At 57.5% G+C, this 22,384-nt stretch carries 16 protein-coding genes; 11 read left to right on the forward strand and 5 right to left on the reverse strand.

The genetic code is table 11. From position 1 onward, the window contains the following. Positions 1-2: 2 nt before the first annotated feature. The 4 genes from gluQRS to thpR form a co-directional block, all read right to left on the reverse strand. Positions 3-893: a tRNA glutamyl-Q(34) synthetase GluQRS gene (gluQRS, locus tag QLG21_RS03855; protein WP_282483912.1), complete on the reverse strand. Its 891-nt coding sequence runs from the start codon at positions 891-893 to the stop codon at positions 3-5. 55 nt (positions 894-948) lie between these two features. After that, on the reverse strand, positions 949-1,404 hold the full coding sequence (gene dksA / locus QLG21_RS03860) for an RNA polymerase-binding protein DksA (RefSeq protein ID WP_001155232.1): 456 nt from the start codon (positions 1,402-1,404) through the stop codon (positions 949-951). 176 nt (positions 1,405-1,580) lie between these two features. Beyond that, positions 1,581-2,285 carry a DNA/RNA nuclease SfsA gene (gene sfsA / locus QLG21_RS03865; protein WP_282483913.1) on the reverse strand — a complete coding sequence of 235 codons (705 nt, stop codon included), beginning with the start codon at positions 2,283-2,285 and terminating at the stop codon, positions 1,581-1,583. After that, positions 2,275-2,829 (reverse strand): RNA 2',3'-cyclic phosphodiesterase, encoded by a 555-nt coding sequence (gene thpR / locus QLG21_RS03870; protein WP_058609704.1) that lies wholly within the window; start codon positions 2,827-2,829, stop codon positions 2,275-2,277. Before thpR ends, sfsA begins: the two co-directional genes overlap by 11 nt. A gap of 73 nt (positions 2,830-2,902) precedes the next feature. Here thpR and hrpB point away from each other — a divergent pair, with 73 nt between their 5' ends. The 10 genes from hrpB to fhuB all read left to right on the forward strand — a co-directional run bounded on the left by hrpB (position 2,903) and on the right by fhuB (position 19,374). Then, complete coding sequence (gene hrpB / locus QLG21_RS03875; RefSeq protein ID WP_282483914.1) at positions 2,903-5,332, forward strand: ATP-dependent helicase HrpB; 2,430 nt, start codon at positions 2,903-2,905, stop codon at positions 5,330-5,332. Between the two features lie 145 nt (positions 5,333-5,477). Next, the gene (mrcB, locus tag QLG21_RS03880; protein ID WP_042319225.1) at positions 5,478-8,000 is read left to right on the forward strand and encodes a bifunctional glycosyl transferase/transpeptidase; all 2,523 of its coding nucleotides are present in this window, start codon (positions 5,478-5,480) and stop codon (positions 7,998-8,000) included. Positions 8,001-8,341: 341 nt separating this feature from the next. After that, on the forward strand, positions 8,342-8,911 hold the full coding sequence (locus QLG21_RS03885; protein ID WP_282483915.1) for a fimbrial protein: 570 nt from the start codon (positions 8,342-8,344) through the stop codon (positions 8,909-8,911). Between the two features lie 49 nt (positions 8,912-8,960). Beyond that, positions 8,961-9,674: a molecular chaperone gene (locus QLG21_RS03890; RefSeq protein WP_137272821.1), complete on the forward strand. Its 714-nt coding sequence runs from the start codon at positions 8,961-8,963 to the stop codon at positions 9,672-9,674. A gap of 19 nt (positions 9,675-9,693) precedes the next feature. Beyond that, positions 9,694-12,171 (forward strand): fimbria/pilus outer membrane usher protein, encoded by a 2,478-nt coding sequence (locus QLG21_RS03895; RefSeq protein WP_282483916.1) that lies wholly within the window; start codon positions 9,694-9,696, stop codon positions 12,169-12,171. Positions 12,172-12,214: 43 nt separating this feature from the next. Further along, positions 12,215-13,195: a fimbrial protein gene (locus tag QLG21_RS03900; RefSeq protein WP_282483917.1), complete on the forward strand. Its 981-nt coding sequence runs from the start codon at positions 12,215-12,217 to the stop codon at positions 13,193-13,195. A 206-nt stretch (positions 13,196-13,401) separates the two neighbouring features. Beyond that, positions 13,402-15,657: a ferrichrome porin FhuA gene (gene fhuA / locus QLG21_RS03905; protein WP_282483918.1), complete on the forward strand. Its 2,256-nt coding sequence runs from the start codon at positions 13,402-13,404 to the stop codon at positions 15,655-15,657. A gap of 50 nt (positions 15,658-15,707) precedes the next feature. Then, positions 15,708-16,505 (forward strand): Fe3+-hydroxamate ABC transporter ATP-binding protein FhuC, encoded by a 798-nt coding sequence (gene fhuC / locus QLG21_RS03910; RefSeq protein ID WP_006173646.1) that lies wholly within the window; start codon positions 15,708-15,710, stop codon positions 16,503-16,505. Beyond that, a complete protein-coding gene (gene fhuD, locus QLG21_RS03915) occupies positions 16,505-17,395 on the forward strand; it encodes a Fe(3+)-hydroxamate ABC transporter substrate-binding protein FhuD (protein ID WP_282483919.1) in 891 nt (296 codons plus the stop codon). Before fhuC ends, fhuD begins: the two co-directional genes overlap by 1 nt. Further along, entirely contained in the window at positions 17,392-19,374 is a 1,983-nt protein-coding gene (gene fhuB, locus QLG21_RS03920) for a Fe(3+)-hydroxamate ABC transporter permease FhuB (RefSeq protein WP_282483920.1), read from the forward strand. The genes fhuD and fhuB overlap by 4 nt, the downstream gene beginning before the upstream one ends. A 98-nt stretch (positions 19,375-19,472) precedes the next feature. Here fhuB and hemL read toward each other — a convergent pair whose 3' ends face one another. Next, a complete protein-coding gene (hemL, locus tag QLG21_RS03925; protein ID WP_282483921.1) occupies positions 19,473-20,753 on the reverse strand; it encodes a glutamate-1-semialdehyde 2,1-aminomutase in 1,281 nt (426 codons plus the stop codon). Between the two features lie 178 nt (positions 20,754-20,931). Here hemL and clcA point away from each other — a divergent pair, with 178 nt between their 5' ends. After that, positions 20,932-22,332 (forward strand): H(+)/Cl(-) exchange transporter ClcA, encoded by a 1,401-nt coding sequence (clcA, locus tag QLG21_RS03930; protein ID WP_042320453.1) that lies wholly within the window; start codon positions 20,932-20,934, stop codon positions 22,330-22,332. The last annotated feature ends 52 nt before the right edge of the window (positions 22,333-22,384 follow it).

Consider the following 22,384-nt stretch of genomic DNA (forward strand, 5'->3'; position numbering starts at 1 on the left):
AATCATAGCTCAGCGCAGCGCATTTGAGAATGCTGGATTTTAGGCACGGCCTCAAGTGACCAGTTGGCAATCGCCATTTTCAGCAGTTCTTCAGTGTGAAGATCCTGCCAGCCGTCGATGACAGTTTGGTTGAGAAACCGCAGCGCGTCGATTAAAACCGGGCGCGGATCGCTGCCCGGCAGGGCTGGCGCATGGTTTTGTTTGGACAACTTCAGGCCCGACGCGGTGACCGCCAGCGGGAGATGAATGTAATCCGGCGTTGCCCAGCCAAACTGACGATACAGCGAAATATGGCGCACGGTGGGTTCCACCAGATCGGCGCCGCGCACAATTTCCGTGACGCCCTGGAAATGGTCATCCACGACCACTGCCAGGTTGTAGGCGAACAGGCCATCGCGGCGGTGGATGATGAAATCCTCCTGCGCCAGACGCGCATCCGCCTGTATCTCACCGGATAGCAGATCGTTAAAACGGGTCACGGGGTCGCGCTGACGCAGACGAACAGCCGCGTTTTCCGGGCCGTTGTTGAGCGTGCGGCAATGGCCGTCATAGACGCCCCCTACGCTCTGAATGCGGGCGCGGGTGCAGGTACAATTGTAGGAAAGCCCTTGCTCGTGAAGCCAGGCCAGCCGTTCACGATAGGCATCGTGGCGTGTTGATTGCCAGAGAACGTCGCCGTCCCAGTGAAGACCGTAATGTTCCAGCTGATGCAGAATGGTGTCTGCCGCACCGGGAACTTCACGCGGAGGATCGATATCTTCAATACGAACGAGCCAGGTACCCTGATGGGCGCGAGCCTGCAGGTAGCTGCCAAGGGCGGCTATCAATGAGCCGAAATGCAATTCACCGGAAGGGGATGGCGCGAAGCGCCCAATATAATGTGATTCAGACATATCAACTAATAAGGCGGGAGAGACTCCCGCCTTTACGGTGTGTTTAGAGGGCGGATTAACCGGCCATCTGTTTTTCGCGAATTTCTGCCAGCGTTTTACAGTCGATACACAGATCGGCGGTTGGACGCGCTTCGAGGCGGCGAATTCCGATTTCAACACCGCAGGATTCGCAGTAGCCAAAATCTTCGTCCTCAACCTTTTTCAGCGTTTTTTCGATCTTTTTGATCAGTTTGCGTTCGCGGTCACGGTTACGCAGTTCGAGGCTGAACTCTTCTTCCTGAGCGGCACGGTCTACCGGATCCGGGAAGTTAGCAGCTTCATCCTGCATATGAGTAACGGTGCGATCGACTTCATCCCTGAGTTGATTACGCCATGCTTCAAGAATACGCTTGAAGTGCGACAGCTGGGCTTCGTTCATATACTCTTCGCCCGGCTTCTCCTGGTATGGCTCCACCCCAGCGATGGCGAGAATACTCAGGGACGATGTTTTACGGTTTTGCCCTTCTTGCATGTTGCTTCTCCTTAACACGCACTATCGATCCCCGTGTCGGGGGAAAAATCAGGTCGCTATAAATAGCAGATGCTTTTCCGTAAGGCAATTATCTAAACGTAACACTTGACAAGCCTGTGAGGAAAAGCGTATTTGCGCACGCGGCCAGAACACATAATAACCAATCGTCTAATCCCTTATAAGACAATGGGAAGAGAGGATCTCAGAGTCATATTTTTGGCCGAAAGTTCCGCTTTATAAGCGAAAATCTCTACCCCCTGCTTTTGTGCCTCATGCAACAATTGCGCGTATTTAAGATCAATATGGCTGGCGGGAGAGAAACGTTCGATGGCTGAGTGCAAAATGGCAAACAGCAATACGGCGCGCTTGCCCGCCGCCGCAACACTCATTAGCTCTCGCAGATGCTTCTGGCCACGTAGCGTTACCGCATCCGGAAAGTAGCCATTTTCCTGCTCTGCTAACGTCACTGATTTGACTTCAATATAGCACTCAGGACGATCTTCCGCCTGTAACATGAAGTCAATTCTGCTGCCCTCATCGCCATATTTCACTTCGCCTTTCAGCATACTGTAACCGGTAAGTTCCGGGAGCAAATCATTTGTGAGCGCTTCCTTCACTAATTGGTTTGCCCGCAGGGTGTTGACGCAAATAAATGCGCCATTTTGCGTCTGCGTCATTTCCCAGGTATGCGGGTATTTGCGTTTAGTATTTTCTGAAGTGGAATACCAGACGGTGTCCCCCGGCGTGGCACAGCCCGTCATGGCCCCGGTATTGGGGCAGTGCAGGGTAAAGTGTTCTCCCTCGGGAGTCACCACGTCAGCAAGAAAGCGTTTGTAGCGTTGGATAAGCGTGGCGTGCTGCAGGGCAGGACTAAACTTCATCAGAATTCCTTATCGTGTCGCCCAGCGTCCAGCGCTGGAGCGGGGTATAGCGGGTGCGTCCTCGTGCAAAAACCGATTCGTACAGCGCGAAGCCGTTCACCGGAAAAGACCAGTGAAAACCCGGCGGCGGGATGGCGACGGCGTGTCCCGCATCGCGCAGCAGCGTGATATGCGGATGAAACGGCTGCGGGCTTTGGTAGCACCCGCTGCGTGCCGCCTGTGCGCGCAGCATACTGGCAAGCTGTAACAGCCCGCGCGGCGGCTGACGCGTACCCAGCCAGACGACGCGGGAGCGCAACCACTGCCCGGCATCGTCAAGGTGTAGCGTAAACCCCGGCTGGGAAATTCGCCCGGCCATGGCCGCCAGCGCACGCTGCTTTTCGGCACTCACGTCGCCCAGAAATGCCAGCGTCAGGTGCAGGTTTGCCGCCGCAATCGGACGGCCCGCTTCCGGCGGAAAGTGGCTGGCGCGCCAGCGCACAATTTGCCGCTGCACGTTGGCGGGCAACTCCAGGGCGAAAAACAGTCGTTTCGACTCAGACATACAGGGGACTCGGTAATGATATGCGCCGATGCTACAATGTACGCCGACTAAAGTTAACCCTCTGGAGCTGTTCGTGTCCTCTTTGCCGGTCGCCGTCGTCCTTCCTGAGCTTCTCACTGCCTTAAAATATGCCCCTCAGGTCTTGCTCAATGCCCCCACGGGCGCGGGGAAGTCCACCTGGCTGCCGCTGCAGATCCTGACATCGGGCGTTATCTCCGGGAAAATTATCCTGCTGGAGCCGCGCAGGCTGGCCGCGCGCAATGTGGCGCAGCGTCTGGCGGAGCTGCTGAACGAGAAACCGGGTGAAACGGTAGGCTACCGGATGCGGGCTGACACCTGTGTGGGGCCAACGACGCGCCTGGAGGTGGTGACCGAGGGTATCCTCACCCGCATGCTGCAAAACGATCCTGAGCTTAACGGCGTCGGGCTGGTGATTCTGGATGAATTCCACGAGCGTAGCCTGCAGGCGGATCTGGCGCTGGCGCTGCTGCTGGACGTGCAGCAGGGGCTGCGCGACGATCTCCGGCTGCTGATCATGTCGGCGACGCTGGACAATGCTCTGCTGCGCCAGGCGCTGCCCGACGCGCCGGTGATCTCATCCGAAGGCCGAGCGTTCCCGGTTGAGCGCCGATACCAATCGCTGCCTGCGCATCAGCGTTTTGACGACGCCGTGGCGATAGCAACGGCAGAGCTGCTGCGTCAGGAACCCGGTTCGCTGCTGCTGTTTTTACCCGGCGTGGGGGAAATCCAGCGCGTACAGGAGCAGCTCGCCACCCGCGTGGGCGGTGACGTCATGCTTTGCCCGCTCTACGGCGCGCTGCCGCTCAGTGAGCAGCGCAAAGCGATTCTGCCTGCGCCTGCCGGTCAGCGTAAGGTGGTGCTGGCAACCAATATTGCCGAAACCAGCTTAACCATCGAAGGCATTCGCCTGGTGGTCGATTGCGCGCAGGAGAGGGTGGCGAGCTTTGATCCGCGGACCGGGCTTACCCGACTGATTACGCAACGCATCAGCCAGGCGTCGATGGTGCAACGCGCAGGGCGTGCGGGGCGTCTTGAGCCGGGGATCTGTTTACACCTGATCGGCGCCGAGCAGGCCGAACGGGCGGCGCTGCACGGTACGCCGGAAATTCTGCAAAGCGACCTTTCGGGGCTGACGATGGATCTGCTTCAGTGGGGTTGTCCGGATCCGGAGCAACTGGTCTGGCTCAACCCGCCGCCGGTGGTCAATCTTGCCGCTGCCCGTACACTGCTGGCCCAGCTCGGTGCGCTGGACGGCGAACGGCTGTCGTCGCGCGGGCGGAAAATGGCGGCCATCGGCAACGATCCGCGTCTGGCGGTCATGCTGGTGGCGGCAGAAGGGGATGACGAAATTGCCACGGCCGCGAAACTGGCGGCTATCCTTGAGGAGCCGCCGCGAGGTGGCAGCAGCGATCTGGCGCAGGCTTTTTCCCGTCGTCAGGGGCACTGGCAGCAGCGCGCGCAGCAGCTGTGCCGACGGCTCAACAGCCACGGTGGCGCGCCCGACAGTGACCGTATCGTTCCCCTGCTGGCGCGGGCTTTTCCGGACCGGATCGCACGTCGTCGTGGCCTCGACGGACGCTACCAGCTGGCGAACGGCATGGGGGCCATGCTCGACGTCGACGACGCCCTGACGCGGCATGAATGGCTGATTGCGCCGCTGCTGTTGCAGGGCAGTCACTCGCCGGATGCGCGCATTCTGCAGGCGATTGCCGTTGATATCGACGCGCTCACCCGCGCCTGCCCGCAGCTGCTTCAGCAGTCTGACAGTGTGGAATGGGATGAAGCCCAGGGTACGCTGAAGGCGTTTCGCCGCAGCCAGATTGGCAGGCTGACGCTGGGGACGAAACCGCTGGCGAAGCCCTCGGAAGAGGAGCTGCATCAGGCGATGCTGAACGGCATCCGTGAGAAGGGGCTGGGCGTCCTGAACTGGACGCCGGAGGCCGAGCAGTATCGTCTTCGTCTGCTGTGTGCCGCGCGCTGGTTGCCGGAATACAACTGGCCTGCGGTAGATGACGACACGCTGCTGGCGTCGCTGGAAGGGTGGCTCTTGCCGCAAATGGCGGGCGTACACTCGCTGCGGGCGCTGAAAGCGCTCGATGTTAAGGCCGCGTTACAGAATTTACTGGACTGGTCATTACGTCAACGTCTGGATAGTGAACTGCCTGGGCATTACACTGTGCCGACCGGGAGCCGGATTGCCATTCGTTATCATGACGATAATCCGCCTGCGCTGGCGGTGCGTATGCAGGAAATGTTCGGTGAGGCGAGCACGCCGTCCATTGCCGAAGGGCGTGTGCCGCTGGTGCTGGAGCTGCTCTCACCCGCGCATCGTCCGCTGCAGATCACCCGTGATCTGGGCGCGTTTTGGGCGGGGAGCTACCGTGACGTGCAGAAAGAGATGAAGGGGCGCTACCCGAAACACGTCTGGCCGGACGATCCGGCGAACACCGCACCGACGCGGCGGACGAAGAAGTATTCGTAGGGTAAGTGCGGGCTGATGCCCTCACCCCGGCCCTCTCCCACGGGAAGAGGGAGAAAAGACATAAATTTGAGAGATTTCTTCTATCACGCTGATGTGGAAGACAAGAGAATCTGGCCTTTGCGCCTGAATGTTGCGGAGAAAAAGCATGGCGGGGAATGACCGCGAGCCAATAGGACGTAAGGGAAAACCCACGCGTCCGGCGAAAGAAAAAGTGAGCCGTCGTCGACTCAGAGATGAGGAGTATGACGATGACTATGAAGACGATTATGAGGATAAAGGATCCATGCCACGCAAAGGAAAGGGCAAAGGACGCAGGCCTCGTGGTAAGCGCGGCTGGTTCTGGCTGCTGCTGAAGCTGTTCATTGTTTTTGTCGTGCTGATTGCGATTTACGGCGTGTATCTGGATCAGAAGATCCGCAGCCGAATCGATGGCAAAGTCTGGCAGTTACCCGCGGCGGTGTATGGCCGTATGGTCAACCTCGAGCCGGATATGTCCATCAGCAAGAACGAGATGGTCAAGCTGCTGCAGGCGACGCAGTATCGTCAGGTGACGAAGATGACGCGTCCTGGCGAGTTTACTGTACAGGCGAAAAGCATTGAGATGATCCGCCGTCCGTTCGACTTCCCGGACAGCAAAGAGGGGCAGGTGCGCGCGCGTCTGACCTTTGACGGCGATCGTCTTGAAACCATCGAGAACATGGATAACAACCGTCAGTTCGGTTTCTTCCGTCTCGATCCGCGTTTGATCACCATGCTGTCGTCGGCGAACGGCGAGCAACGCCTGTTCGTGGCGCGTAACGGCTTCCCGGACCTGCTGGTGGATACCCTGCTGGCAACCGAAGACCGTCACTTCTACGAGCACGACGGTATCAGCCTTTACTCCATCGGTCGTGCGGTGCTGGCGAACCTGACGGCAGGGCGCACGGTGCAGGGGGCGAGTACCCTGACCCAGCAGCTGGTGAAGAACCTGTTCCTCTCCAGCGAACGCTCCTACTGGCGTAAGGCCAACGAAGCGTACATGGCAGTGCTGATGGACGCGCGCTACAGCAAGGATCGCATCCTTGAGTTGTATATGAACGAGGTCTATCTCGGCCAGAGCGGCGATAACGAAATTCGCGGCTTCCCGCTGGCGAGCCTGTACTACTTTGGCCGCCCGGTGGAAGAGCTGAGCCTTGACCAGCAGGCGCTGCTGGTGGGCATGGTGAAAGGGGCGTCCATCTATAACCCGTGGCGCAACCCGAAACTGGCGCTGGAGCGTCGTAACCTGGTGCTGCGTCTGCTGCAACAGCAGCAGGTCATTGACCAGGAGCTTTACGACATGCTGAGCGCGCGTCCGCTGGGCGTGCAGCCGCGTGGTGGGGTGATCTCTCCGCAGCCTGCGTTTATGCAAATGGTGCGTCAGGAGCTTCAGAGCAAGCTCGGTGACAAGGTGAAAGATCTCTCCGGCGTGAAAATCTTCACCACCTTCGATTCCGTCGCGCAGGATGCGGCAGAAAAGGCGGCCGTTGAAGGCATTCCGGTGCTGAAGAAACAGCGCAAGCTGAGCGATCTTGAAACGGCGATGGTGGTGGTTGACCGTAACACCGGTGAAGTGCGCGCCATGGTGGGCGGTGCTGAGCCGCAGTTCGCGGGCTACAACCGTGCAATGCAGGCGCGTCGTTCGATTGGTTCTCTGGCAAAACCGGCGACCTATCTCACCGCGCTGAGCCAGCCGAACCAGTACCGCCTGAACACCTGGATTGCCGATGCGCCAATTTCCCTGCGCCAGCCTAACGGCCAGGTATGGTCCCCGCAGAACGATGACAGACAGTTCAGCGGCCAGGTTATGCTGGTGGATGCGCTGACGCGCTCCATGAACGTGCCAACGGTTAACCTCGGTATGGCACTGGGTCTGCCGGCGATCACCGATACCTGGCAGAAGCTGGGCGTGCCGAAAGATCAGCTGCATCCGGTACCGGCGATGATCCTCGGGGCGCTGAACCTGACGCCAATTGAAGTCGCGCAGGCGTTCCAGACGATCGCCAGCGGCGGTAACCGTGCGCCATTGTCAGCCCTGCGTTCGGTCATTGCCGAAGACGGTTCAGTGCTGTATCAGAGCTTCCCGCAGGCAGAACGCGCGGTTCCGGCCCAGGCGGCCTATATGACCCTGTGGACCATGCAGCAGGTTGTACAACGTGGCACCGGGCGTCAGCTGGGGGCGAAGTATCCAGGCCTGCATCTGGCGGGTAAAACCGGGACCACCAACAACAACGTTGATACCTGGTTCGCCGGTATCGATGGTCGTGAAGTGGTGATCACCTGGGTAGGCCGCGATAACAACCAGCCGACCAAACTGTATGGTGCGAGCGGCGCGATGTCGATTTACCAGCGTTATCTTGCCAATCAGTCCCCGGTCCCGCTGAACCTGGTGGCACCGGAAGATATCGTCGATATGGGCGTGGATGACGCGGGTAACTTCATCTGTGGCGGCGGCGTGCGCATGCTGCCGGTCTGGACGACGAATCCGGATTCCCTGTGCCAGCAGAGCCAGCCGGAACAGCCGACGGGCAACCCGTTCGATCAGTCTTCTCAACCTCAACAGCCGCAGCAACAGCCGCAGCAGCAGAATGAGAAGAAAGACAGCGACGGCGTCGCAGGCTGGATCAAGGACATGTTTGGCGGAAACTGATTTTCCCCATGATAAAAAGCCGCTTCCTGACGAAGCGGCTTTTTTTTGGTAACAGAGCCGCTTACTTTATTCGATAAGATCTCACTTCATTTAAAAATAATGAATATTTCTTTTAGAAATAATAACGATTGCTTTCTTTCAGACAAATCAGTGAGTTAATAAGAATAGGGTGAGGGAGGCGGTTTTACCCGGTAGACGCACTTGAGGCGATTCTGATTTAATCTTGTTCAGTTTGAAATGTTATTCATTGAGTGGGTCAGAATATTTACCTTTCATTCGTCTCTACTCATTTGTTTTGTCAGGAATGGAATCATCTTTTTATCTCATATAAGGAATATTCGATGAAAAATAAAATTGTGTACTCTTTTTTCGCGGCCAGTATTTTGGTTGTATCATCACTGCCTGCGTTGGCGAGTGATTCCGGTACCGTGAATTTCGCCGGTAAAATTGTTGCTGATACCTGTGTCGTTAACGTTGATGATTCCAACTCAACGGTATCAACCGTTACCTTTGCAGACACGTATCCGTCTGACTATGGCTCAGATGGCAAAGTGGGCACCTCGAAAAATTTCAAAATTTCAGTGTCAGGCTGTGATCCCCTGGTCTCTAAACTGAACCTGAAATTTAGCGGTACCACGACGGATGCGGCGTATAAACGTCTGCAAAACGATCTGACGGGTGCCGGTAATGCGACCCATGTAGGGATTACCGTCACCAATAATAACGGTGGTAAAAGCGATGTGCTGTTTAACGGTTCTGTTCCTGACGGCACAACGGATGTCACGAACGACCCTGAGGGCACGGCTGCCTCTGTTTTTAACTATACCGCGAATGTCATCCAGGTCGGTGATACTGTGCCAACCGCAGGCCACTACTCGGCTTCCGCAACATTTGAAGTGATGTATCGCTAACTCTTTTCGGGGCAGTGTTAAATCGCTGCCCCTTTCGGATTTAAATATTATGAAAGCGTTATTAAAAGTATTATGCGGATGCATAGTCATTGGTTGCTGTTCAGCACAGGCCAGTATTGTATTAGGTGGCACCCGCGTTATTTATCCATCGAATAAATCTGAAGTGCAGATTGCGTTAAAAAATAAAGATCCGCATACGCGTTATTTAGTGCAGAGTTGGGTTAGTAATCCAGACGATACCAAAGCGCCATTTGTTGTTACCCCTCCGGTTTACAAATTGCAGGAAAACCGCCAGACGCTTTTACATATTATTTATACGGGCGATAAAAATGCGCTTCCCAACGACCGGGAAACATTCTTTGTGGCGAACGTTAAGTCCGTTTCGGCGCTTGCGCCAGAATTGAAAGATAAAAATACATTGCAGTTTGCCATGAAGACGCGGCTTAAGCTGTTCTGGCGACCGTCGCAGTTAAAAGAAGCTGATGCGCTTCAGGCATGGGAAAAGATCGCTTTCCGCCGCCAGGGGACGCAGCTTATTGCGAAAAACCCTACGCCTTTCTATGTCTCCTTTGGCGAACTGGCCGTCGGGGGCAAAGCCGTGCCCGTTATTGAAACCAAATCCACCCCCGGTGCGGTGGCGATGATGGTTGCGCCTTACAGCGAACAGACTTTCACCTTGCCCGCAGGCGCAAAGGGTGCCGTTACATGGACAGCCATTAACGACCATGGTGCACAAACGCCGCAGAAGCAGCAGGCCCTATAACACATCATGTTGGTAGCGTATGTCTTCGTTCTCAAATTACAGGCCGATCCTGAAGGGGGTCGCGTTAGCCATGCTGGCGTTATTCCAGCCTGCAAATGCGGACGACGAATTCAACCTGCGCATCCTTGAGCTGGACACTCCGCTGGAAAATACCGCTACCCTTAAAAATTTCATCGGGAATAACAGCTTACTGGCCGGAAGCTACCCCGTGACCATTATGTGGGGGCGGGACATCATCGATAAACGGACCGTGTCCTTTATACTGTCAGACGACAAGCAAAGGCTGCTGCCCGAACTGACCAAGGCCGACCTCCGTGATTTTGGCCTCAAGGTAGATACCCTGCCGGACATGAAAGATCTGGCTGATAGCGCCCGGGTAGAGGATATCTCGCATTTCATTGAAGGGGCGCAGTACGACTTTAATCAGGACGATCAAACCCTGAGTCTGGCGATCCCGCAGATTTACCGCGACCAAACGGCGTCAGGGACGATAAACCCAAAATACTGGGACGACGGAGCATCGGCCGCCTGGGCCAGCTACCAGGTCAGTGGCTCGCAGCAGGAATCAGATTCCGGTAAAAATACCTCCACCTGGCTGGGTCTGGATTCGGGCATTAACCTCGGCGCGTGGCGACTGCGTAATAACAGCACCTGGAGCGACACCGCCGGCTGGGATGCCATCAGTACCAGCCTGCAACGCGACATTAAAGCCTTACGAAGCCAGCTGGAGATTGGCCAGACTGCCACCAGCGGCGAGTTATTTGATAGCGTTCAGATGACGGGCGTAAAGCTTGAAACCGATATCTCCATGTTGCCAACCAGTCAGCAGGGGTTTGCGCCTGTGGTTCGCGGTATTGCCAATAGCGATGCGAAGGTCACCATCAAACAAAATGGCTATACCCTCTACCAGACCAACGTCGCCCCCGGTCCGTTTGAAATTCATGACTTAAGTCAGGTGACCTCCGGTGCCGATCTCGAAGTCACCGTAGAAGAAGCGGATGGCAGTGAACACAGCTTTATTCAGGCCAGCGCCTCGGTACCCATTCTTCAGCGGGAAGGGGCGTTTAAATATTCCCTCGCAGCAGGAACGTTTCGCGGTAATGAAGGGGAGGAAGAACCTGCTTTTGCGCAAGGAACGGCGATTTATGGCCTGCCTTACGGCGTGACGGTCTACTCCGGTGCGCTGGGAGCATCCCTTTATCATGCGTTTCTGGCCGGGGTCGGCGCGGATTTGGGGCGTTTCGGCTCGGCATCGGTTGACGTGACCGCCGCCCATACCCTGTTTGACGATGGCCGCGATCCCGCCAGCGGCTTGTCATGGCGCGCGCAGTATTCGAAAGACAATCCTGATACGGACACCACGGTCACCCTGGCGAGCTATCGCTATTCCACCGCCGGGTTTTATACCTTTCAGGAGGCTATCGACCAACGCGACAGCAACATTGACGACGGGATCTACACCTACCGACGGGTAAATAACCGTCGCAGCCGCATGCAGGTTAACCTCTCTCAGCGACTGGGGGACTGGGGCTCCACCTATGTTAACGCTTATCAGCAAAACTACTGGGATATGAGCGGCAGCGAACGCAGCGTGAGCGCCGGGTTTAGCTCAAGCTGGCGCGATATAACCTGGTCTGTCAGCTACAACCTGACCCGCACCCCGGATGCCGACAACGACAGGCAGCTGGCGCTGATGGTCAACATCCCTTTCTCACGCTGGCTGCCAAATTCATGGGCAAGCTACAGCATGACGACCGCCAGCGGCGGGTATACCTCTCATCAGGCCGGTATTGGCGGAACGGCGCTGGAGGATAATAAGCTCAGCTACAACCTTCAGCAGAGCTATACCAGCAACAATGCCGGATACGGTGCCAGTCTTTCAGGGCGCTACAGAGGATCGGCTGGCGAGGTCGGGCTGGGTTACAGCTACGGCGGCAGCAACAGGCAGTGGAATTACAACGCGAAAGGCTCGCTGGTGGCCCATGAACACGGGGTGACGCTCGGGCAGTCTGTGCGCGACGCCTTTGCCATCGTCCATATCAAAGAAGGCAGCAACGTGAAAGTCCAGAACGTGCGCGGGATTTATACCGACGCTTTTGGCAATGCGATTGTCCCGACGCTGACGGCCTATCGCCATAATGGCATCACCGTAAACACAGAGGATCGTGACGATCTGGATATCGAGCTCGCGACACAGGATGTGGTGCCAACCAAAGGGGCGGCCATGATGGCGAATTTTGATGCGCGTGCAGGCCAGCGCGCGCTGGTTACGCTGCTCTATCTCGGTAAACCCGTGCCGTTTGGGGCCATCGTCACGCTGGATAACACCTCCGCGATTGTCGGTGATGACGGGGAAGTCTGGCTAACCGGCCTGCAGGGGACTGTCGCGTTAAGCGTGCAGTGGGGAGAGGACGCCGGACAGCAGTGCAAAGGGACGTTGACCGTGCCTGCTGAGCGCGCGGCAAACATTTTAAAATCAACGGTGCATTGCCGTTAGGTGGGGAACGATGGGCAATGATTTAACACTCAGGCGTGCGCTGATGAGCATAGGGTTGCTGGCTGCTGCGGGGGCGTTGTCGCCTGCGTATGCCAACACAACCTGTGTCGGCAACCAGCTGGATAATGGGGTACTCAATTTTCAACTTCCGGCCATTATCCGAGTGGACCCCGATCTCCCGGTGGGTTCCATTATCTATGAAGACAGTATTGAAAGCGGTCGGGTTGAGATGGAGTGCCAAAACACCGGCAATAAATACAAAGGCTACGTTGCGTTAACCGACAGCGATGCGCGCAACGGGGTTATTGAGGGCGTTTACCAGACTAACGTTCCGGGTATCGGCATCCGTATGGCACAAGCCCGGGACAGCACCGCGACCTTTACCTCTTCAGACATTATTACGCCGATGCATTTTGTCAGTTACGGTGGCAGCGGATGGAGCATCATCGATACCACCTTCCATGGCGCGCTTCAGTTGGTCGTCACGGGAGAGGTGAAAGAGGGGTATCTGGATACGTCCAGGCTGACAGCAGAAGAGAAGTGGGGACAGGACGTGGTAGCACAGATGCTAATCTCCCCCGGCAGTGTGCAAATCGTAACGGCATCGCATACCTGCAATCTGGTGGATAAAAATATCTATGTTCCACTGAAAACGGTAAATGCCGGGGATTTTGATAATAACTATTCCGACATTCTCACTGATGAGCGTTTCAAAATCTCCCTGACCGAGTGCTCGGCGGATACCCGTGTGGACTTCCGGTTCACCAGTAGCGGTTCTACCGGGGTAACCAATGGTCACACCCTGAATATTGCGGATAGCGCCCAGGCCGCCTCGGGGATAGGTATCCAGATTCTGGATAAGAACAATACACCGCTGACGTTCGACCAGGACTACACCGCCACCACCAGCACGGGCGATAAAGAGGCCGTGGATATCCCACTGAAAGCGCGGTACATCAAAACGGGTGACGTGAGACCTGGCAAAGTCGATGCCGTAGCCACATTTGATGTGTTCTACCGATAAATGCACCACACCCGCGCCAGCGGGTTAAGTGCGATCAATTTTCTAACCTCATTAACCCTCTCTTTTCATCTGGTTATTTCTTAAACCCTTAATTCTCGTAGGGCCGCTTACTGCTTGCTATGCCGCCAGCGTTTCGCATATTATTCTGCGGTCATAATAATAATTCTCGTTTACGTTATCATTCACTCTTTCATCAGAGAACCATCATGGCGCTTTCCAATACTGCTCAGCCAATTAACACGACGCTGCGTAAAATCGCAGTTGTTGTCGCCACAGCGGTTACCGGCATGTCTGCATATGCACAGGCGGCTGAAACCCCGAAAAAAGAAGATACCATTACCGTTACTGCCGCGCCGGCTGCACAGGAGAGTGCCTGGGGCCCTGCTGCGACGATTGCCGCAAGACAATCCGCCACCGGGACCAAAACGGATACCCCTATTCAAAAAGTTCCGCAGTCCATTTCAGTGGTCACTGCAGAAGAGATGGCGCTGCATCAGCCTAAATCCGTGAAAGAAGCCCTCAGCTATACCCCGGGCGTTGCGGTGGGCACGCGTGGTGCATCCAATACCTATGACTATCTGATCATCCGTGGTTTCGCTGCCGACGGCCAAAGCCAGAACAACTATCTGGATGGCCTGAAGATGCAGGGCAACTTCTATAACGACGCGGTGATCGACCCTTATATGCTGGAGCGCGCAGAAATCATGCGCGGTCCGGTTTCCGTTCTGTACGGAAAAAGCAGCCCTGGCGGCCTGCTGAACATGGTAAGCAAGCGCCCAACCACGGAGCAGCTGCGCGAAATCCAGTTCAAAATGGGCACCGACAACCTGTTCCAGACCGGCTTCGACTTCAGCGATGCGATCGATGACGACGGCGTTTACTCTTACCGTCTGACCGGCGTGGCGCGTTCCAACAATGCGCAGCAGGATGATAAAGGTGAGCAGCGTTACGCCATCGCGCCAGCGTTCTCCTGGCGTCCGGACGATAAAACCACCTTCACTTTCCTCTCATACTTCCAGAACGAGCCGGAAACGGGCTACTACGGCTGGTTGCCAAAAGAGGGCACGGTTGATCCGCTGCCAAACGGCAGCCGTCTGCCGACCAATTTCAACGAAGGTGCGAAGAACAACACCTATTCCCGTAACCAGAAAATGGTGGGATATAGCTTCGATCACGCCTTCAACGACACCTTTACCGTGCGTCAGAACCTGCGTTATGCGCAGAATAAAACCTCGCAGAACAGCGTGTATGGCTACGGTATGTGCTCCGATCCTCTCTATTCAAGCAATCCGGCAACCAGCCCGTGTGCGAGCGTTCCACAGTCCCAGTGGGGTCATACGCTGACGCGTCAGTACGTCATTGATAATGAGAAGCTGGAAAACTTCACTGTCGATACCCAACTGCAGAGCAAGTTCGCGACGGGTGCCGTCGATCATACCCTGCTGACCGGCGTTGATTTCATGCGTATGCGTAATGATATCGACTCCTGGTTCGGTTACGCCGGCTCCGTTGCGCCTTCGGATATCTACAATCTGGATCGCGGCGACTTCGATTTCGGTTCGCACCCTGGCCCATCCGGGGCTTATCAGGTGCTGAACAAGCAGAAGCAGACCGGGGTATACGCACAGGATCAGATCGAGTGGGATAAAGTTCTGGTGACGCTGGGCGGACGTTATGACTGGGCGAAACAGGATTCCCTGAATCGCGTTGCCGGCACGACGGATTCCCGTAATGACAAAGAGTTTACCTGGCGTGGCGGTGTTAACTACCTGTTCGATAACGGGGTAACGCCTTACTTCAGCTATAGCGAATCCTTTGAACCTTCTTCTCAGGCAGGTGAGGGCGGTAAGATCTTTGCACCGTCTAAAGGCAAACAGTACGAAGCGGGCGTGAAATATGTGCCAAGCGATCGTCCTGTCGTCGTGACCGGTGCGCTGTACCAGCTTACCAAATCTAACAACCTGATGGCCGATCCGGCGGGGGGCATTTTCTCCGTAGAAGGCGGCGAGATCCGTGCTCGCGGCGTCGAGCTTGAAGCGAAAGCGGCGTTGTCTGCCAGCGTGAACGTTGTCGGTTCTTACACCTACACCGACGCTGAATACACCACCGACACCAATTACAAAGGCAACACGCCGGCTCAGGTGCCAAAACACATGGCGTCCGTATGGGGCGATTACACCCTGTTTGACGGCGCGCTGTCCGGCCTGACCCTGGGAACCGGCGTACGTTACACAGGCTCCAGCAAAGGTGACCCGGCGAACAGCTTCACCGTGGGCAGCTACACCGTGGTGGATGCGCTGGTCCGTTACGATCTGGCCCGTGTTGGCCTGGCGGGTTCCAACGTGGCGCTGCACGTGAACAACCTGTTCGATCGTGAATACGTTGCCAGCTGCTTTAACACCTACGGTTGCTTCTGGGGTGCTGAACGTCAGGTTGTCGCGACTGCGACCTTCCGCTTCTAATCTCTCTTCGGGCACGGTTTTCCGTGCCCTTTTTATTAAAGTTGGCTGACATGCAGGACAATAAAACGCGCTCCGACACCACCTTTGCTCTCAACAACCTCTCCTTTCGCGTACCCGGGCGCACGCTACTGCATCCGCTCTCTTTGACGTTCCCTGCCGGAAAAGTGACGGGCCTGATTGGTCATAACGGCTCAGGCAAATCAACGTTGCTCAAAATGCTGGGGCGTCATCAACCGCCGTCGGAAGGCGAGATCCTGCTGGACGGTCAACCGCTGGAGAGCTGGAGCAGTAAAGCTTTTGCCCGCAAGGTGGCGTATCTGCCGCAGCAGTTACCGCAGGCAGAAGGGATGACGGTGCGCGAGCTGGTGGCGATTGGGCGTTATCCGTGGCACGGTGCGCTCGGACGTTTTGGTGTCGCCGACAGAGAGAAAGTGGACGAGGCGATTGCGCTGGTAGGCTTAAAGCCGCTGGCGCACCGTCTGGTGGATAGCCTGTCCGGCGGCGAACGTCAGCGGGCGTGGATTGCGATGCTGGTGGCGCAGGACAGCCGCTGCCTGCTGCTTGATGAACCGACCTCGGCGCTGGATATCGCCCACCAGGTTGACGTGCTTGCGCTGGTGCATCGCTTAAGCCAGCAGCGTGGCCTGACGGTGATCGCGGTGCTGCATGATATTAATATGGCCGCGCGCTACTGCGACTATCTGGTGGCGCTGCGTGGCGGAGAGATGATTGCCCAGGGCACACCTTCTGAACTGATGCGCAGCGACACTCTGGAGCACATTTACGGTATTCCAATGGGTATTTTACCTCACCCTGCCGGGGCCGCACCGGTGAGCTTCGTCTACTGATGCAGGATCCCATCTCACTTAGCCGCCGCCGTCTGTTAACGGCGATGGCGCTCTCACCCCTGCTGTTCAACATGAACAGGGCTCAGGCGGCTGCGATCGATCCGCACCGCATCGTTGCCCTGGAGTGGCTGCCTGTCGAGTTGATGCTGGCGCTGGGCATCACGCCCTACGGTGTGGCCGATATTCCGAACTATACCCTGTGGGTGAACGAGCCAAAATTACCCGATTCGGTGATCGACATCGGTCTGCGCACCGAACCGAATCTTGAACTGCTCACGCAGATGAAACCATCATATCTGTTCTGGTCAGCGGGATATGGGCCGTCGGAAGAGACGCTGGCGCGTATCGCGCCGGGCCGGGGTTTTTCCTTTAGCGACGGGAAAAAACCGCTGACAATGGCGAAAAATTCCATTAACGAGATGGCGCAGTTCCTGAACCGCGAAGCGGCGGCGAAACGCCATCTTGACGAATTCGATGCCCTGATTGACTCCCTCAAACCGCGCTTTGCCCACCGTGGCGATCGGCCTTTGCTGATGGTCACGCTGCTGGACGCCCGTCATATGCTGGTCTTTGGTAAAAACTGCCTGTTCCAGGAAGTGCTCGACAGCTTTGGGATCCGCAATGCCTGGGAAGGGGAGATGACCTTCTGGGGCAGCACCACCGTGGGTATCGACCGTCTGGCGGCGTTTCGTGATGTTGACGTTCTGTGCTTCGACCACGGCAACGAGCGCGAGATGCAAACCCTGATGACTACCCCGCTGTGGCAGGCGATGCCGTTTGTGCGCGCCCAGCGTTTCCTGCGTGCGCCAGCGGTGTGGTTCTACGGTGCAACGCTGTCGGCCATGCATTTTGCCCGCGTGCTGGACACGGCGCTGGGAGGCAGAGCATGAGTACACGTATTGCACGTTTTCCGGCCCTGCTGCTGACGCTGATTTTTATCGCAGCGCTGGCGTTGACCGGGTTCAATCTGTCGACGGCTTTGCCCCGCAGCCAGTGGGGCGCAGCCCTCGCCGCGCCGGATATCGATAACATTCAACAGATGCTGTTTCACTACAGCCTGCTGCCGCGCCTGGCGATTTCGCTGCTGGTGGGGGCCGGGCTGGGGCTTGTCGGCGTCTTGTTCCAGCAGGTGCTGCGTAACCCGCTGGCAGAACCGACGACGCTCGGCGTCGCGACGGGCGCGCAGCTTGGGATCACCATCACGACGCTTTGGGCGCTGCCTGGGGCGTTAACCACGCAGTTTGCCGCGCTTGCCGGAGCATGTGTGGTCGGCGCGCTGGTGTTCGGCGTCGCCTGGGGTAAACGTCTCTCGCCGGTCACCTTGATTCTGGCCGGTCTGGTAGTGAGCCTCTACTGCGGGGCGATTAACCAGCTGCTGGTGCTGTTCCATCACGATCAGCTGCAAAGCATGTTCCTGTGGAGTACCGGCACGCTCACGCAAACCGACTGGAGCGTGGTGCAGCGTCTGTGGCCGCAGCTGATCGGCGGCGTGGTGTTGACGCTGCTGCTGTTACGCCCGCTGACGCTGATGGGGCTAGAGGATGGCGTCGCGCGTAATCTCGGGCTGGCGCTGTCGCTGGCGCGTCTGGCCGCGCTGACCCTGGCGATTGTGCTCAGTGCGCTGCTGGTAAACGCGGTGGGCATCATCGGCTTTATCGGGCTATTTGCACCGCTGCTGGCGAAAATGCTCGGTGCGCGCCGTCTGCTGGCGCGCCTGATGCTGGCCCCGCTCATCGGAGCGCTGATCCTCTGGCTTTCCGATCAGCTTATCCTCTGGCTGGCGCGCGTGTGGATGGAAGTCTCGACCGGTTCGGTGACGGCGCTGATCGGCGCGCCGCTGCTGCTGTGGCTGCTGCCACGCCTGCGCAGCATCAGCGCACCGGCCATGGATGCCGGGGATAAAATACATGCAGAGCGGCAGTCGGTGCTGTGGTTTAGCCTGGCCGGGCTGGCGGTGCTGATTATCGCCGCCTTCGCGGCGCTTTCTCTGGGACGTGATGCGACAGGCTGGCACTGGGCGACGGGCGACCTGCTCCACGAACTGTTGCAATGGCGCTGGCCGCGGATCTTCTCCGCGCTGATTGCGGGTGTGATGCTGGCGGTTGCGGGCTGTATTATTCAGCGTCTGACCGGTAACCCGATGGCCAGCCCGGAAGTGCTGGGGATCAGCTCCGGCGCTGCGTTCGGTGTGGTGCTAATGCTGTTCCTCGTGCCGGGAGATGCCTTTGGCTGGCTGATGCCTGCCGGGAGTATCGGCGCGGCGGTGACGCTGCTGATCATTTTGATTGCCTCCGGTCGCGGCGGCTTCTCCCCGCACCGTATGCTGCTGGCCGGGATGGCGCTCAGTACGGCGTTTACGATGCTGCTGATGATGTTACAGGCCAGCGGTGATCCACGTATGGCGCAGATCCTGACCTGGATCGCCGGCTCTACCTATGGAGCCACCGGCAGCCAGGTGATTCACACCGGGATCGTGATGATCGTGCTGTTGGCCATTGTGCCGCTGTGTCGACGCTGGATGACTATCCTGCCGCTTGGCGGTGAAACCGCGCGTGCGGTGGGGATGGCGCTGACGCCAACGCGGGTGGGACTGCTGCTGCTGGCGGCATGTCTGACGGCCACGGCGACCATGACCATCGGCCCGCTGAGCTTTGTGGGGTTAATGGCGCCGCATATCGCCAGAATGATGGGGTTCCGCCGGACGATGCCACACATCGTCATGTCTGCCCTGACGGGCGGCGTGATGCTGGTCTTTGCTGACTGGTGCGGAAGAATGGTGCTGTTCCCGTATCAGATCCCAGCCGGGCTGCTGTCGACCTTTATCGGTGCGCCGTACTTTATTTATCTGCTGAGAAAGCAGAGTCGGTAGGATGTATTTCACCCTCTCCCTGCGGGAGAGGGTGTTTACCTACCTTCTCCCTCTCCCTGTGGGAGAGGGCCGGGGTGAGGGCATCAGGCCGCACATCATTACAGCTTCGCAAACACCTTACGCGCTGCGTCGATGGTCTTATTGATATCGTCTTTGCTGTGCGCCACGGACATAAAGCCCGCCTCAAACGCTGACGGTGCCAGATACACGCCTTCTTCCAGCATCAGGTGGAAGAAGCGCTTGAAGCGTTCCACGTCGCACTTCACCACGTCCTGATAGCAGGTCACGGTTTTCGCCTCGGTGAAGAAGATCCCGAACATGCCGCCAACGTGGTTCACCACCAGCGGAATACCCGCTTCTTCAGCCGCCTCCAGCAGGCCGTCGGCAAGCTGGGTGGTCAGGTCGGTGAGGGTGTTATGAATACCCGGCTGCGCGACCTCGGTCAGACAGGCAAAGCCCGCCGCCATGGCAATCGGGTTACCGGAGAGCGTTCCCGCCTGGTACACCGGGCCGGTTGGCGCGAGCGCTTCCATCACCTCTTTGCGCCCGCCAAACGCACCTACCGGCATACCGCCGCCGATGATTTTGCCAAGGCAGGTCAGATCCGGGACGACGTCGTAGTAAGACTGCGCGCCCGCCAGCGCCACGCGGAAGCCGGTCATCACTTCATCGATAATCAGCAGCGCGCCAAATTCGTCGCACAGGGCGCGCAGGCCCGGCAGGAACTCGGGCTGAGGCGGAATACAGTTCATGTTGCCCGCGACCGGTTCAACGATAATGCAGGCGATCTCCTGTGGATACTGCTCGAACGCTTCGCGAACGGTGTTGAGATCGTTATAGGTGCAGGTCAGGGTGTGCTTAGCGAAGTCCGCAGGTACGCCCGGAGAGTTTGGCTGGCCGAGGGTCAGCGCGCCGGAGCCGGCTTTCACCAGCAGGCAGTCCGCGTGGCCGTGGTAGCAGCCTTCAAATTTGATGATCTTGTCGCGGCCGGTAAACCCGCGCGCCAGACGGATCGCGCTCATGGTCGCTTCCGTGCCCGAGTTCACCATGCGCACCATGTCCATCGTCGGCACCAGTTCGGTCACCAGCGCCGCCATTTTGACTTCCATCTCGGTTGGCGCGCCGAAGCTCAGACCGCGCTGGGCCGCTTCAATCACCGCGTTACGGATAGCCGGGTGGTTATGCCCCAGCACCATCGGACCCCAGGAACCGACATAATCGATATAGGCTTTGCCATCGACATCAAACAGGTACGCGCCGTCAGCGCGTTCAATAAACAGCGGCGTTCCACCTACGCCGGTAAAGGCGCGAACCGGCGAGTTCACGCCGCCTGGAATAAGCTCGCGGGCTGCACTGTAGAGGTTTTCTGACTTGCTCATGGCGTGGTTCCTGGTTCGTATAAAATGATTAAGCACACTATTCTAAGTGATCCGCGGAGGGTTATGAAATGTTTGCCCTAATAACGCCTAAACAATTGTTAAGGATTATTCAGAGGACGATGGCGCAGTCTCTGGTAAAATCCTTGCGGCAATTTGTATGACGATAAAAGAACCGGACATGAAATCAGACTCTCCTTCTTTTGAAGAACAACAGTTTACGCGTGCGCAGCGACGCATCAGCATTCGTCGATTGCTTAACCGCGATAAGACTCCGCTGGCTATTTTGCTGGCCGCCGCCGTGGTAGGCACCGTTGCGGGGCTGCTGGGCGTGGCGTTCGAAAGGGCGGTCAATAGCGTCCTCAACTGGCGTATCGGCACCATCGCCGGGTATGCGGATCGCGAGTGGCTGGTCTGGGTATGGGCGTTTGGCCTGTCGGCACTGCTGGCGATGGTGGGGTATTTTCTGGTGCGCAAATTCGCGCCGGAGGCGGGGGGATCCGGTATCCCGGAAATTGAGGGGGCGCTCGAAGAGATGCGTCCGGTGCGCTGGTGGCGCGTAATCCCGGTGAAATTCATCGGCGGCATGGGCACGCTCGGGGCGGGCATGGTTCTCGGCAGGGAAGGGCCGACGGTGCAGCTCGGGGGTAACGTCGGGCGCATGATCGGCGATCTGTTCCGCATGCGCAGCGCCGAGGCGCGTCATACGCTTCTGGCAACCGGTGCGGCGGCGGGGCTTTCCGCGGCGTTTAATGCGCCGCTGGCGGGCATCCTGTTTATTATCGAGGAGATGCGCGCCCAGTTTCGCTATAACCTGATTTCGATTAAAGCGGTGTTCACCGGCGTAATCATGTCGAGCATTGTCTTTCGGATTTTCAATGGCGAAGGAGCCGTCATTGAAGTCGGTAAGCTGACCAATGCGCCGGTTAATACCCTGTGGCTTTACCTGGTGCTCGGGATGATTTTTGGCGTCGTCGGCCCGCTTTTCAACACGCTTATTTTGCGCGCGCAGGATATGTTCCAGCGCATTCACGGCGGCAATACGACCAAATGGGTGCTGGTGGGCGGACTACTGGGTGGGGCCTGCGGCATCCTTGGGTTTATCGAGCCGAATGCGGTTGGCGGCGGGTTCGGGCTGATCCCCATCGCGGTGGCGGGCAATTTCAGCGTTGGGCTGCTGTTGTTTATGTTTATCTCGCGCGTTATTACCACGGTGCTGTGCTTTTCCTCCGGCGCGCCTGGCGGCATTTTCGCTCCCATGCTGGCGCTTGGCACGCTGTTGGGTACCGCGTTTGGCATGGCTGCGGCTTCGGGTTTTCCGGCGTATCATCTTGAGGCAGGGACCTTTGCGGTGGCGGGAATGGGGGCGCTGCTGGCGGCCTCGCTTCGTGCCCCGTTGACCGGGATCGTGCTGGTTCTTGAGATGACCGACAATTATCAGCTCATTTTGCCAATGATCATTACCTGCCTCGGCGCGACACTATTAGCCCAATTCCTCGGTGGAAAACCGCTATACTCCACCATTCTTGCCCGTACCCTGGCGAAACAGGAGGCTGAACAGGCCTCGACGCAGAATACTTGAATGAATTACCAGGGTATTAGATAATGAACAAAAGAATTGGGTGATTTTTACC

This window comes from Enterobacter sp. V87_3 (genome assembly GCF_029967835.1).
Classification (GTDB): Bacteria; Pseudomonadota; Gammaproteobacteria; order Enterobacterales; family Enterobacteriaceae; genus Enterobacter; species Enterobacter cancerogenus.